Origin of the sequence: Hymenobacter mucosus, from assembly GCF_900188255.1 — a bacterium.
GTDB classification, from domain to species: Bacteria; Bacteroidota; Bacteroidia; order Cytophagales; family Hymenobacteraceae; genus Hymenobacter; species Hymenobacter mucosus.
The window spans coordinates 186,302-198,897 of record NZ_FZNS01000001.1 but is presented as its reverse complement, the minus strand read 5'-3'; the positions used below and the strand labels follow the sequence as shown (position 1 = coordinate 198,897).

Below are 12,596 nucleotides of genomic sequence, written 5' to 3'. Positions count from 1 at the left end.
TACCGCTTTGCGGCGCTCCTCTCCCCATGAAATCTATTTCTCTGCTTGCCCTCGGCTTACTCGCTGCTTCCACTGCGGTGGCTCAAACCCGGCCTGTGGCGGCCGATACGGTAGTAACGCCCGCCGAGGCTCCGGCCACGCCTGCTGCCAACCCGCTTACCCCCTATGGCTTTGTGGACGGCTACTATGGTTACGACATCAAGCACGCCGCCACCAACGACCGGCCAAGCTTTCTGTACTCCCACGACCGCCAGAACGAGTTTACGGTGAACAATGCCGTCCTGGGCTTACGCTACGACAACGGGCAGGTGCGCGGAGCATTAGGCCTGCACGCCGGCACCTATGTATCGGCCAACTACGCCGCCGAAGACCAGGTACTTAAGCATCTCTACGAAGCCTATGCCGGCTTCCGGCCTTTCCAGAAGGCATGGCTGGACGTGGGTGTTTTTGGTTCGCACATCGGCTTTGAGTCGGCCATTAGTAAGGACAACTGGACCCTGACCCGCTCCCTGATGGCCGAAAACTCGCCCTACTACGAGGCCGGGGCCCGGTTCACCTACGAGGTTGACCCCAAGCTGACGCTCACGGCCCTGGTGCTCAACGGCTGGCAGAACATTCGGGAAAACAACCAGAAGAAGGCCGTGGGAACTCAACTTCAGTGGAAGCCCACCGAGAAGCTCCTCATCAACAGCAGCACGTTCTACGGCAACGAGCAGCCTCAGGACCTAGCAAAACGCCGCCGCTACTTCCACGATTTCTACGTGAGCTACGCCGCCACTGAGCGCCTGAGCGTGGCCGGCGTATTCGACGTGGGCAAGCAGGAGCAGGCCGCCCGCGGCAGTAAGGCCGATACCTGGCACACCGGCGCCGCCTTCGTACGCTATAAGCTGGCCGAGAAATGGTCGGCCACAGCCCGCGCGGAGTACTACCATGCCGACCACGGCGTCATCATTTCCTCGATTTCGCCCGTCGCTACCGATGCCGACTTTCAAGTGAAAGCCGCTTCCCTCAACCTGGACTACCTACCGACAAGCAACGTGGCCTTTCGGGTCGAAGGCCGCGTGTTCCACTCCGGCCAGGATTTCCTCACCGACCGCAACGGCCAACCTACCAACTCTTACGGCAACCTGACCAGCAGCATTGCCCTTTCTTTTTAGGAAGAAAGTAGCGGCAAGAAACACCCCCCCGCAACGCCTACCCCCTATGACGCCTTCCAACGATGACTCCCAGCTGCGCGACCAATCGGCGGAGCGGTTCTTGCGGCTGGTACAGGAGCCGCGGCGCGGTCGGCTGAAGGTGTACATTGGGCTGGCCGCGGGGGTAGGAAAAACCTACCGCATGCTGCAGGAGGCCCAGGAGCTGCGCCAGCACGGGGTAGACGCCGTGCTCGGCTACGTGGAAACCCACGGCCGCGCTGGCACGGTAGCACAACTTAGAAACCTACCTTTAGTAAAGCGCAAACGTATTTTTTATAAGGGGCGAATGCTGGAAGAAATGGACGTGCCAGCCATTTTACAGCGGCGCCCCTCGGTGGTGGTGGTAGACGAACTAGCCCATACGAATGTGCCGGGAGCCGGCAACGAAAAGCGCTGGCAGGATGTGGAACAGCTAGTGCGAGCGGGCATTTCCGTCATCACCGCCGTTAATGTTCAGCACCTGGAAAGCCTGCACGATCAAGTGCTGCGCATCACGGGCCAAGACGTGACCGAGCGGGTGCCCGACCAGCTCCTCAAACTGGCCGATGAGGTAGTGAACGTGGACCTGACCGTGCCCGAGCTGCGGGCGCGGCTGGAGGAAGGCAAAATCTACGACCCGCAGAAGGTACCCACAGCCCTACGCAACTTCTTTCAGCCCGAAAATTTGCTACAACTGCGCGAGCTGGCGTTGCGGGAAGTAGCCGGCCAGCTTAGTCGGCAGATTGATGCGGGCGTGGCCGCCGTGCCCGCCACGCGCCGCAACCACGACCGTTTACTGGCCTGCATTAACTCCAATGCTCCGGCAGCCCGCGAAATCATTCGCAAAACGTCCCGCCTCGCCGACCGCTTGGGCACTACCACTTGGTACGTGCTGTACGTGCAAACCGCCCGCGAATCGGCCGACCGCGTCGGGCTGGCTACCCAACGACACCTGCTGCGCAACTTGCAATTGGTGACCGAGCTGGGCGGCCAGATTCTGCGGATAAAGTCGGACGAGGTGGTGACGGAGATACTGCGCGTGGCCCAGGAAAAACGCGCTACCCTGCTTATTTGCGGCGTCACGCGGGAGAAAGACTGGTGGCAGCGCCTATCCCGGCCGAGCACCACGGCCGCCCTGATCCGGGCGGTAGCCCGCACCGATACCGACCTGGACCTTTTCCTGGTGACCTACTAATGCTGCCCTCCGGTGCCGCTGGCTTCCTACCCCTCCTTCGCTCATGAACCTTAAAACTAAAATCACGCTGGCGTTCCTGACCATGCTGCTCCTGCTGCTGGGCGTCAGCGCGTTTACCCTGTACTCACTTAACCGCCTGGACCGCAGCGCCCGCAACGTGTTGCAGGACAACCTATACTCCGTGGAACTGGGCCAGCACATGTTGCGGGCCCTCGACCAGCTTCAGGTGCAGGAGGCACCGCTGGACACGCAAGCCAAGCAACAGTTTGAGCAGCTGCTAGCCCGCGAGGCTGGCAACGTCACCGAGCCCGGCGAGCAGGAGGTGGTCGATTCCTTGTTTAGTGAGCTGGCTAGTACGGAGCGGTATCTGGCTTCTGACACTACTGCGCCGCAGATTTGGCGTGCGCACATGGGCCAGTTGCGGCAGCTGACTTACCGCATGGTGAACGTGAATACCCAGGCCCTGACGCGCAAAAATGAAGCCGCCAACCGTCTGGCTACCCAGCAGAGCGGCTACGTGCTGGCCCTGCTCACGTTTGCAGTCCTAACCTGCCTGCTGTTTGTGCTGAGCGTGCCCGAAGCTGCCGTGAGCGGGTTGCGCAAACTATCGGCCAGCATCGAAAACGCTACCCACCAGGACTACTCCAACTCTATTCCCGTAGAAACCCACGACGAGTTTGGCACGGTGGCGCGGGCCTTCAACCGCCTACTAGTGCAGTTGCAGGACTACCGCACCTCTACCCTGGCCCAAATCCTGACCGAGCGCAACCGCATGGCCAGCATGGTTAATAACCTAGACGAGGGCCTGCTGCTGGTCGATGAAACCCGACGGATCATTCTGGCTAACCCGGCTGCCCTGAACTTGCTGACCCTCCCCGCGGAACAGCTGCTTCATCGCTCCGCCGACGACGTAGCCCAGGAAAACGACTTGTTCCGGGAGCTGTTGCGCCACCTCGACACGCCCGCCGCCCGCCGCTCCACCGAGGCGGCGCCGGTGCTCACGCTGGCGCAAAACGGCGAGGAAGCGTACTACCGCGTAGCCGTAAACGACGTGGTGAGCTTCAACCAGGCCCTGGAAAAAACGGAGTTCGTGGGCTCAATCCTGACGCTGCATAACGTGTCAGAATACAAGAAGCTGGACCAGGCCAAATCCAACTTCCTGGCTACCGTGTCGCACGAGCTGAAAACGCCCCTGTCCAGCATCAACTTTAGCCTGAAGCTACTGCAAAACGGCAAGGTGGGCGTTGTGAACGAGGAGCAGCAGAAAATTCTGGCTACCATCAAGCAGGAAAACCAGCGGCTGCTGAAACTGGTGGGTGAGCTCATTGACGTGTCGCGCCTGGAGTCGGGCAACATTCAGCTCAACTTCCAGCCCACCCGCATCCACGACATCGTGCAGTTTGCCGCCGCTACCATTCACCTGCAATTGCAGCCCAAGCAGCTGACCTTGGATGTGCAACTGCCCGACTACCTGCCCACAGTGCGCGCCGATGTGGAGAAAACCACCTGGGTACTACTCAACCTGCTGGCCAACGGCATTCGCTACTCTCCGGAGCAGGGCGCGCTGCATATTCGCGCCGCCCTCACCCCGGACGCGCCGCCCCAGGTGCAGATCAGCGTGCACGACCACGGCCCCGGCATTGCGCCCCAGTACCAGGAGAAAATATTTCAGCGCTTTGTGCAGATTCCTGACAAAAGCGGCTACAAAGGCGGTTCGGGCCTGGGTCTGAGCATTGCCCGGGAGTTTATCACAAGCCAGGGTGGGCAGCTCTGGGTGGAAAGTGAACTGGGTACGGGCAGCACTTTCTCATTTTCGCTTCCCCTCAGCACCTAACGCAACCCTACGGCTGACTTTTGCGCCGCTCCTGCGTAGAGGAGGTGGCAATCATCAACTGCCCTTCTTACCCCTGCCTGCATGCGCCACATCCCCGCCGCCGACCTCCCCGGACTGGAAAAAGTATTTCGCCTGAACCTCGTAAATTCTATTACGGGCTATAAACCGGCCAACTTGGTAGGCACCGCCGACGCCCATGGAGCCACCAACTTAGCTATTGTCAGCTCGGTGCTGCACCTGGGCTCCAACCCGGCCCTGCTGGGCTTTGTTATGCGCCCCACCACCGTGGCCCGTCACACCTACGAAAACATCCGGGCGACGGGCCGCTACACCTTCAACCACGTGCCCACCGGCCAAGAAGGCGCCGCCCACTATACCTCGGCCAACTTTGCGCGGGAAGAATCGGAGTTTGACGCGTGCGGCTTCACGCCCGAATACGTAGATGGGTTCTCGGCCCCGTACGTGCAGGAAAGCCGCATCAAGATTGGGCTGGAGCTGTTGCAGGAAATGCCCATTGAGGCCAACGGCACCGTGCTACTGATTGGCCGGGTTGAGCACATCTACCTGCCCGAAGAAGTTCTCCGCCCCGACGGCTCCCTGGACCTAGTAGCCGCCGGTACGGTGTGCGTATCAGGGCTCGATGGCTACCACGCTGTGCAAGCTCCCGTGCGCTACGGCTACGCCCGCGCTGGCCAGGGCCCCCAGCGCCTCGACTAAACCCAGGGCTAGTACCTCATCTGCCCGGCGGGGACACCTATCTTTGCGCTTTCACAACTTACCAACCGTTACTATGGGTGCTTGGGGCTACAATAACTTTGACAACGACGACGCGGCCGATTTCTTAGCCGAATTTCGGGAAGACCCCAGCGAGGTACTACTGCTAGAAGCCCTTGTGACGGCCGTGGAGGAAGAAGGCTACCTAGAAGTAGACGCGGCCGGCGCGGCCCTGGCCGCCGCCGAGGTGGTAGCCGCCTGGCTCGGGCAGCCCTCGCCCGACTTCCCCGATGACCTGCTGCCCCGGGCCGATAACCTGGACGTCAGCGACGAGGACGAATTAGTAGAACTCGCCCAGCAAGCCACGCGGGCCGTGTTGCAGAAGTCGGAAATGCGCGACTTATGGGAAGAAAGCGCGGAGTTTACCCAGTGGCAGGCCGCTCAAGCCAACTTATTGGAGCGGCTTGCTTAACAGGAGAGCTATACGCCTACCGCGCCTAGCTTCACCAGTTCTTCCCACACGCGATGTACGGGCAGCCCCATCACGTTGAAGTAGGACCCTTCTAGGCGAGTGACGGCCACCATCCCAATCCAATCCTGGGCACCATAGGCGCCGGCTTTATCCAGCGGCTGGTAGTGCTCCACGTAGTACGCTATTTCGGCCGGGCTCAGGGCTCGAAACACTACCTGAGTCCGGTCGGAAAAGACCACCTGCCGGCCGTCGCCGTGCAACAGGCATACTCCCGTGTATACGTCGTGGGCGCGGCCCTGCAGGCGCTGGAGCATCTGGCGCGCCTCGGCCGCATCAGCGGGCTTGTTGAGCACGTCATCATCCAGGCACACAATAGTATCGGCGGTGATGAGCAGTTCGTCCGGGGCTAGGTCGGGCGCGTAGGCGGCGGCTTTGTGGGCGGCGAGGTACTCGGCTACCTCGTGGCGGTGCAGGGAGGCCGGAAAGTCTTCTTCCACCTCGCGTAGGCGCACCTCATACGCCAGGCCTAGTTCAGTGAGAAGCTGGCGGCGGCGGGGAGAATTAGATGCCAGCACCAGCCGGGGGCGCGCAGCAAGGGAATCAGGAGCGGAAAGCGGCATAAAAGGGAGACGTGGTTTCTTCGTCGCGAATACTCGTAAACAGAAAGCCCCCAATGGTTTTGGGGTAGAAAAATGTGGACTTAGGCGGCATTACTGCGCCCGAGTGGCATACTCGCTCCACTTCATCCATGGTTACTTCGTTGGTAATAAAGGCGGCGCGGGCTTCCCCCCGATCTACGCGAGTCAGGCACTCCGAAAAATTGCGCACGTAGGCTACCCCTGACCACTGACGCTGGGCTTCTGGTCCGACCACGCCAAGGGCCTTCTCTAACACAAAAAAGTGCAGCACGGTCAAATCTAGGGCCTTCACCTCGGGCGTGGTATCCCAATCTAGCTGGGCGTGCACCTCGGGCCGCAGGCGTAGCTTGTAGGCCTGCCCGTCGCCCAAATACAAGCCAAACGCCCACGGCTTACCGGCAATGCGCTCGGGCAAATCGTAAGGGTCATCGAGGGGCAGCACCGTAAAGTAGGGCTGCAAGCGCGTCAACAGTTCTGCCTGGCTTACGCCCTCGGGCAGGTCTAGCAACAGCCGATGGGTAGGCAAAATGCGAAGGTCATCGGCGGCGGCATTGGTCAGGTACATCAGGTGGTAGTTCCACGCCTCCTGGCCGGTATAAGCCGCCCCCGCTGCTTGGCGCCGCGCCAGCCGGTAGGCCAACGAGCCCTCGTAGCGGTGGTGGCCGTCGGCTAAGATGATTTGGCGAGCCGCCAGCACATGCTGAAACCGCCGGATGACGTGGGCATCCTGAATTACGGCCAACACGTCGCGCGCGCCCTGGTAGTCCTCTTCTGTTTGGTACAGCGGGTCCAGCATGGCCTCGTCGAGGTAGCGCTCCAACTCAAACGCATCGTCGCGGTAGAGGCCATGGGTGGCACTAGTCTGGAAACGAGTCCGGCTCAGTAACTCGGCCCGGTCGTTGACAGCTGCCGGCAGCGTATTTTCGTGCCGCAGTATTACCTCCTCGGCCCAGTCGTAGGCCCGGATGTGGCACATAAACCCCTTGCGGCAATACTCGCGCGAGCTGCCGGGCAACCGGAAATACTGATAGTAGACGTAAATGCCAGGCAACGCATCCTGTTGGAGAATGCCCTGCTCCTGCCACTGCATGAGCCGCCGCAAGGCTTCACCCGCCGCATCTTCGCCCCGCGGCACCGACAAGTGAATACTATTCAGCGGGTTGCGGTAGAGTGCTTCCCGCTGCTTTGCTGACACGACATCAAACAGAGGCGAAACGTAGTCGTCGATGCGCGCACTTAGCTCCGCGTTGTAGCGCCAGCCCCGGACAGGTTGAATTTCAGCCAATTTTTGAAAATGAGATGATGGAGTGAGACCAACTGCACAGGCAATTTTCCCGGCAGCTAGCACCGTACGCCAGCCCGGGCCGTAGCAGGCTTGGTTAGATCAGGGAGCGAGGCGGCTTAGCTTCCAGCCATCGGTGTGGCGCTCGTACACAATACGGTCGTGCAGGCGGGAGGGGCGCCCCTGCCAAAACTCCACGCGCTGGGGTCGCAGCACGTAGCCCCCCCAGTGCTCGGGGCGGGGCAGCGGCTCTTGACCAGCAAAGCGGCTTTCCACTTCCTGTTCGCGCTGCTCTAGCTCCTCCCGGCTCTGGATAGGCTGGCTCTGGGGCGAGGCCCACGCACCGATCTGACTTCCGCGGGGGCGGCTCTGGAAATATTGCGTCGACACGGCTTCCGCCGCTTTTTCTACCCGGCCTTCTATGCGCACTTGCCGCTCCAGCCCGGGCCAGAAGAAGGTAATGGCCGCCAGGGGGCTAGTAGCCAGTTCCTGCCCCTTGCGTGAATCGTAGTTCGTGAAAAAGAGAAAGCCCTGGTCGTCGGGCAAGCCCTTCAGCAGTACCACCCGGGCCGAAGGCTGACCGGCCTCGTTCACGGTAGCCAGCGTCATGGCCGTCGGCTCGTCTAAATGCGCAGCCAGCGCCTCATCAAGCCAGGCTCGAAACTGTCGCACAGCATCCGGGTGCACGTCGGCCTCGGTGAGGGTGCGTTGCGCGTACGTCTGGCGCAGGTCGGCCAGTTGCTGATCTGTCATAGAAAAAAAGCTAAAAGGAAAACTAGGCCTGCCCGGCACCCGGAGCAGTGTTCCAGTTTGGGAAACGTACCCAAATCGGGTGCAAGGTAGCATAATGCGGTCGGCAGCGGAACCCGCCCCCCCCTGCTAGACGTACTGCCCACAGGCTCTCTGCTTTCACGGGCACCGATATGCCCGCCCGCCCAGATGGACCTATTACCACTCCCGCCCTGTTCTCTCCACCCTCTCCCATCCTTTCTCACTAAATGTACTTCCTCCGATGCCACGTCTTCGTTCTGGTAGTCTTCTGATATCACAGCCCTTCCTGGGTGACCCCAACTTTGAGCGCACCGTAGTGCTGCTCTGCAACCACTCCGAGGAGGAAGGCTCCTTTGGCCTGGTGCTAAATCGCCCGGCCACCTTACAACTCGGCGACGTACTGGAACTACCCGGCTCAGACGCCACCCCCCCGGCTACCCTACCGCTGGGGCTGGGTGGGCCCGTGCAGCCCGATACGCTTCACTACCTGCACCGCCGCCCCGGCCTAGAGCACGCCGTTGATCTGGGCCAGGACGTCTTTTGGGGTGGTGATTTCCGCCAGCTACTCGCTGAGTTACAAACCGGTGACCTCTCACCCGAAGAGGTACGTTTGTACGTAGGCTATTCTGGCTGGACGGCCGGCCAGCTAGCTGAAGAGGTACGGGAAAATGTTTGGATAGTGCACCCCAATGCTGCCGGGAAAGTATTTACTTTGGATAATGATGCCTTTTGGCAATCAATTTTGCGCGAAAAAGGCGGCCGCTACCGAATGCTGTCCAACTACCCCACAGACCCTCGTCTGAATTAGCCGCGCCACCCACTGCCCATCTTTGGTTGGGCCCTTGCTCCTGAACTGTATGCTACCCGAAAACGAAAACACTGCCCCCTCCCACTCTGATAATGCCTCAGAGTCGCCCATGAGCATTTTGGAACGTCGCTTGGCCGAAATTCGCGCTCAGCAAGATCCAGCGGGCACTGATGTCACTCCGCCTGCCGCATCTGCAGCGGCCCCAGCTAACAATGCCCCCGCTGCTCCCGTAGCGCCGGGTGCTGCCGATGACATCACGGAACGCCCAGCCCAAGGCACCCAGCCAGCTCCCATAGAACCCGCTGGGGCTGGCACCGCCGAGCCAAACGCAGCCGCTACGGAAGCCGCAGAAACTCCCACCCCGGGCACTCCAGAAGCTAGTGCTGCCGCAGAGTCTGCTACGCACCTGCCAACTGGTATTGCTACGCCTGATCATTCGGCCGCCGAAGATCGAGCCCTGGCGCACTACGGCACAACGCACCCCACTGCTTCAACGGAAGCGGCCTCCTCAAGTACTCCTAGCCCAACGCCCGACGCCTTGTTCGGGTCTCCTGCTACGCCTTCAGTTTCCCTGGTCACGCCCGAGCCTGAAAGCCTAACTGGTGAGACTTCCGCAGCTACGGAGTCCGAAGCTCCGCACGTAAAGCCCGTAGTAGAGTTGTCTTCAAAAGAGGCAGCAGAAGCGGCCCTTGAAGCCGCTCCAACCGTGGCTTCTCTGCACACGTCGTCGGATGCGGCCGCTACGGATGACGAGGAAGAGTACGTACCGGATGCGCCGACCGTAGATTTTGCTTCAATGGACTTGGTCACGCAAAGCACCCACCTTCTGGGCTTACTCCGTCGTCCTGATGCCAGCCAAAACCGCAAGCAAATCTTTGACCTCTACCGCCAATACGACGCGGCCATTCAGGCAGATCGGAACACCGCACGCCAGCACTTTACAGATGCGGGCAACGCTACTGATGATTTCACCTATGCGGGTCCCGCTAGCCACCAGGAGCTAACCAAGGCATTTCAGGAATTTCGTGACAGCCGCGTACGCGACGCCAAAGCAGAAGATGAGCAACGGGCTAAAAACCTGGCGCACAAGCAATACTTGCTTTCCCAATTGCGCCAGCTAGTAGAGTCGGCTGAGACGAAAGACAGCTCGGCACGCATCAAAGCCTTGCAGAGCGACTGGAAAGCTACCGGCCCAGTTCCGCAGAAAGAGGCCCAGGAACTGTGGAATAGCTACCACGCCCTCCTAGATATTTTTTATAACAACCGTGGTCTGTTCTTCGAAATGAAGGAGTTAGACCGTCGCCGGAACCAAGAGGCTAAAGAAGCGCTGATTACGCGAGCCGAAGCGCTGCAGCAGCAGTCCAGCATCAACAAAGCCCTGCAGGAACTCCGCCAGTTACACGAAGAGTGGAAACACGTAGGTCCCGTACCAAACGAACAACGTGAGGCCTTATGGCAGCGTTTCCTCCAGGCATCCGAAAAAGTACACGACCGTAAGAAAGACTTTTTATCGGCTCGTAATACCCAAGAAACCGCCAACTTGGAGCGCAAAACAGCTCTATTAAACCAGCTCAAGCCTTTCGGTGATTTCCAAACCGAGCGCGTAAACGAGTGGCGAGCCAAGACGGATGAGCTGCAGAAACTGAAAGAAGAGTGGGATGCTGCCGGGCTGGTTCCTCGCGACAAGGCGGAGCAGATGAACAAGCAGTTCTGGGGCGCATACAAAGGCTTTTTTCAGCGCAAAAATCAGTTTTTCAAGGCTCTCGACGAAGAAAAGAATACCAACTTAAAGCGGAAGCTGGAGTTGTGTGAGCAGGCGGAAGCAGCTTTGCAGAATACCAACTGGGAAGAAGCACGCGAGACCGTCATTCGGCTGCAAAAAGAGTGGAAGTTGGTGGGCCGGGTGCCAGAAAAACAGTCGGATAAAGTATGGAATCGTTTCCGCACCGCTTGCGACTCGTTCTTTGACCGCAAAAAAGAGGAAACTCGCCAGCGTGAACACCACGTGCAGCAAGTAAATCAGGAGCAAAACCAGTACCTCGACCGACTGTCGGAGATAGTAGCTGCCGTTTCGGCCGATACTCCTGGTACCGTTGAGGGTTTCCGCCAGCACGTAAGTGAATGGCGCGCTTTTGATGGTACCACCCGGAGTAATGAGCGCGCCGAGGACAAATTTCAAGCTCTAATGGGCAAGTACTTGGATGCTGTTCCCAGCTTGTCCTATGCGGAGCGAACTGACCTGTTGTTCAATCTCCAAGTCGAACGGCTGAAATCAGCGCCCGATGCCCAACAACAGCTTTACAAGAAGGAGCAATCCTTACGGCGAGAAATCAACGAACTGGAGAATGATATCTCCACGCTCAAAACAAACCTTGAGTTTTTTGCCCGCTCTAAGAACGCAAGCCAATTGCGGGAGGAATACCAGGGCCGAATCGATGAAGCGCAACACCGTATTGATGCCCTTAAGAAGCAGCTAAAAGCAGTTCGCAGCTAGTGCCTGACAATCTACCTACTAAAAAAGGGTCCTGGCGTACGCCAGGACCCTTTTTTAGTAGGTAGATTGTCAGGTAGTTGCCATATTTTCATAATATTTTATTGCCCAAGAGTTGGCAAACTCCCACTCACCTACTAGTTTTGTCATATCAAAAAGGCCTCCTTAGCTCAGCTGGTAGAGCAACTGACTTGTAATCAGTAGGTCGTTGGTTCGATCCCGACAGGAGGCTCTTGATCAGTAAAACCCCTTGTAAATCCTTGATTTACAAGGGGTTTTTCGTGGTGCACCCATTTATTATTCCAAGGTCTTATTTTCGAACTATCTGCCGGGCTCTATACGCCCCTGCTCTAAGAAGAAAGCCCCGGTGTAGGCCGGGGCTTTCTTCATTATGCTATTGGGTTAATGCATCCGAGCGGCTTATAAGCCATCCAGGATACCACGCCAATAGGGCCTGCATTCCCGGCTAACCGTTTGCCACTGTTCACTGGCACGAGCTCGCTCTATAGCTAACGCATCGGTAAATGCTGGGGTATTCTCGCCATATTCGTTAATAAGCTGCGTGCGGATAACTCGCCCTTCCGCAAGGCCTTCTTCATAGGTACCATAACAGTCGACCTGTTGCGAAGCAATGGGTGCCGTGTTGTTGGCTGTAACGGGTGTCGTCGCTGCACCACAGAGTACGACCAGCGTAAACGATAGAAGCTTGAGTACCTTTTTCATAGACGGTAACAGATAAGAAAAATGGATGAATAAAAGCAAGCTATTTGCTTCCTCAGCGCAACTCAAGGAAGAAAAACCTGAACTTGTGACATTTGGCTTTCACTATACTACGCTCTTCGATTGGGGCATTTCGCTACGTAGAGCTACCGGATCCGTCTCCACTTGTGGCTTTCATACAGGGTTACGACGACGCAACAGCAATCAGCTAGCTCCAGCGAAAGGTAAGGGCAGTAGCGAATAGAGCTGCCCTAGGCCTGCCAGTCCAGCGGCATAGGGCAGCAGGGGGCGCATCCAGTTTTCTTCCGTGTTGGTGATGGGTATTTAGTTGTCTTCACCCGCTACGGCTAGCGCTTTCTTGGTACTGACTACCTGCACGTTCGCGCTATCCGTAGCCTGTACGATGGGAGCCTGAGGCTTGTAGCTTGCTTGTACAGATGCCGCAATATTGCCAGCCGCAGCTACGACCGCCCACCGTGCGCGGCTGGCCCCGCAG

The 12,596-nt window shown here is 58.7% G+C and carries 11 protein-coding genes and 1 tRNA gene; 8 read left to right on the top strand and 4 right to left on the bottom strand.

Annotation, left to right across the window (positions count from 1 at the left end; genetic code table 11):
• Window positions 1-26 precede the first annotated feature (26 nt).
• The 5 genes from CHB83_RS00870 to CHB83_RS00850 all read left to right on the top strand — a co-directional run bounded on the left by CHB83_RS00870 (window position 27) and on the right by CHB83_RS00850 (window position 5,390).
• Entirely contained in the window at window positions 27-1,157 is a 1,131-nt protein-coding gene (locus CHB83_RS00870; RefSeq protein ID WP_089331355.1) for a porin, read from the top strand.
• Window positions 1,158-1,203: 46 nt separating this feature from the next.
• The gene (locus CHB83_RS00865; protein WP_089331354.1) at window positions 1,204-2,370 is read left to right on the top strand and encodes a histidine kinase; all 1,167 of its coding nucleotides are present in this window, start codon (window positions 1,204-1,206) and stop codon (window positions 2,368-2,370) included.
• Between the two features lie 43 nt (window positions 2,371-2,413).
• On the top strand, window positions 2,414-4,204 hold the full coding sequence (locus CHB83_RS00860; protein WP_089331353.1) for a HAMP domain-containing sensor histidine kinase: 1,791 nt from the start codon (window positions 2,414-2,416) through the stop codon (window positions 4,202-4,204).
• A gap of 81 nt (window positions 4,205-4,285) precedes the next feature.
• Window positions 4,286-4,921 (top strand): flavin reductase family protein, encoded by a 636-nt coding sequence (locus CHB83_RS00855; RefSeq protein ID WP_045688601.1) that lies wholly within the window; start codon window positions 4,286-4,288, stop codon window positions 4,919-4,921.
• Between the two features lie 73 nt (window positions 4,922-4,994).
• The gene (locus CHB83_RS00850) at window positions 4,995-5,390 is read left to right on the top strand and encodes a DUF4259 domain-containing protein (RefSeq protein ID WP_055562729.1); all 396 of its coding nucleotides are present in this window, start codon (window positions 4,995-4,997) and stop codon (window positions 5,388-5,390) included.
• An 8-nt stretch (window positions 5,391-5,398) separates the two neighbouring features.
• Here the strand turns inward: CHB83_RS00850 and CHB83_RS00845 are convergent, their stop codons facing one another.
• The 3 genes from CHB83_RS00845 to pdxH form a co-directional block, all read right to left on the bottom strand.
• Window positions 5,399-6,010, bottom strand: a complete 612-nt coding sequence (locus tag CHB83_RS00845; protein ID WP_045690471.1) for a Maf family nucleotide pyrophosphatase — start codon at window positions 6,008-6,010, stop codon at window positions 5,399-5,401.
• Window positions 5,991-7,313: a DUF1015 domain-containing protein gene (locus CHB83_RS00840; protein ID WP_089331351.1), complete on the bottom strand. Its 1,323-nt coding sequence runs from the start codon at window positions 7,311-7,313 to the stop codon at window positions 5,991-5,993. Before CHB83_RS00840 ends, CHB83_RS00845 begins: the two co-directional genes overlap by 20 nt.
• A 99-nt stretch (window positions 7,314-7,412) precedes the next feature.
• A complete protein-coding gene (pdxH, locus tag CHB83_RS00835) occupies window positions 7,413-8,063 on the bottom strand; it encodes a pyridoxamine 5'-phosphate oxidase (RefSeq protein ID WP_045690470.1) in 651 nt (216 codons plus the stop codon).
• 259 nt (window positions 8,064-8,322) lie between these two features.
• Between pdxH and CHB83_RS00830 the strand changes: the two genes are divergently transcribed.
• From CHB83_RS00830 to CHB83_RS00820, 3 genes are all read left to right on the top strand, one after another.
• Window positions 8,323-8,889, top strand: coding sequence for a YqgE/AlgH family protein (locus CHB83_RS00830; RefSeq protein ID WP_045690469.1), 567 nt, complete (start codon window positions 8,323-8,325; stop codon window positions 8,887-8,889).
• Window positions 8,890-8,938: 49 nt separating this feature from the next.
• Window positions 8,939-11,383: a DUF349 domain-containing protein gene (locus tag CHB83_RS00825; protein ID WP_089331350.1), complete on the top strand. Its 2,445-nt coding sequence runs from the start codon at window positions 8,939-8,941 to the stop codon at window positions 11,381-11,383.
• Window positions 11,384-11,539: 156 nt separating this feature from the next.
• A tRNA-Thr gene (locus CHB83_RS00820) sits at window positions 11,540-11,612 on the top strand.
• Between the two features lie 188 nt (window positions 11,613-11,800).
• On the opposite strand, the gene CHB83_RS00815 is transcribed toward CHB83_RS00820, so the two are convergent.
• Complete coding sequence (locus CHB83_RS00815) at window positions 11,801-12,103, bottom strand: hypothetical protein (protein ID WP_045689437.1); 303 nt, start codon at window positions 12,101-12,103, stop codon at window positions 11,801-11,803.
• Between the last annotated feature and the right edge of the window lie 493 nt (window positions 12,104-12,596).

Bases quoted from the DNA above. Each gene is read 5' to 3' on its own strand.
- CHB83_RS00870 (WP_089331355.1), top strand. From the start codon at position 27: ATGAAATCTATTTCTCTGCTTGCCCTCGGCTTACTCGCTGCTTCCACT.
- CHB83_RS00865 (WP_089331354.1), top strand. From the start codon at position 1,204: ATGACGCCTTCCAACGATGACTCCCAGCTGCGCGACCAATCGGCGGAG.
- CHB83_RS00860 (WP_089331353.1), top strand. From the start codon at position 2,414: ATGAACCTTAAAACTAAAATCACGCTGGCGTTCCTGACCATGCTGCTC.
- CHB83_RS00855 (WP_045688601.1), top strand. From the start codon at position 4,286: ATGCGCCACATCCCCGCCGCCGACCTCCCCGGACTGGAAAAAGTATTT.
- CHB83_RS00850 (WP_055562729.1), top strand. From the start codon at position 4,995: ATGGGTGCTTGGGGCTACAATAACTTTGACAACGACGACGCGGCCGAT.
- CHB83_RS00845 (WP_045690471.1), bottom strand. From the start codon at position 6,010: ATGCCGCTTTCCGCTCCTGATTCCCTTGCTGCGCGCCCCCGGCTGGTG.
- pdxH (WP_045690470.1), bottom strand. From the start codon at position 8,063: ATGACAGATCAGCAACTGGCCGACCTGCGCCAGACGTACGCGCAACGC.
- CHB83_RS00830 (WP_045690469.1), top strand. From the start codon at position 8,323: ATGCCACGTCTTCGTTCTGGTAGTCTTCTGATATCACAGCCCTTCCTG.
- CHB83_RS00825 (WP_089331350.1), top strand. From the start codon at position 8,939: ATGCTACCCGAAAACGAAAACACTGCCCCCTCCCACTCTGATAATGCC.
- CHB83_RS00815 (WP_045689437.1), bottom strand. From the start codon at position 12,103: ATGAAAAAGGTACTCAAGCTTCTATCGTTTACGCTGGTCGTACTCTGT.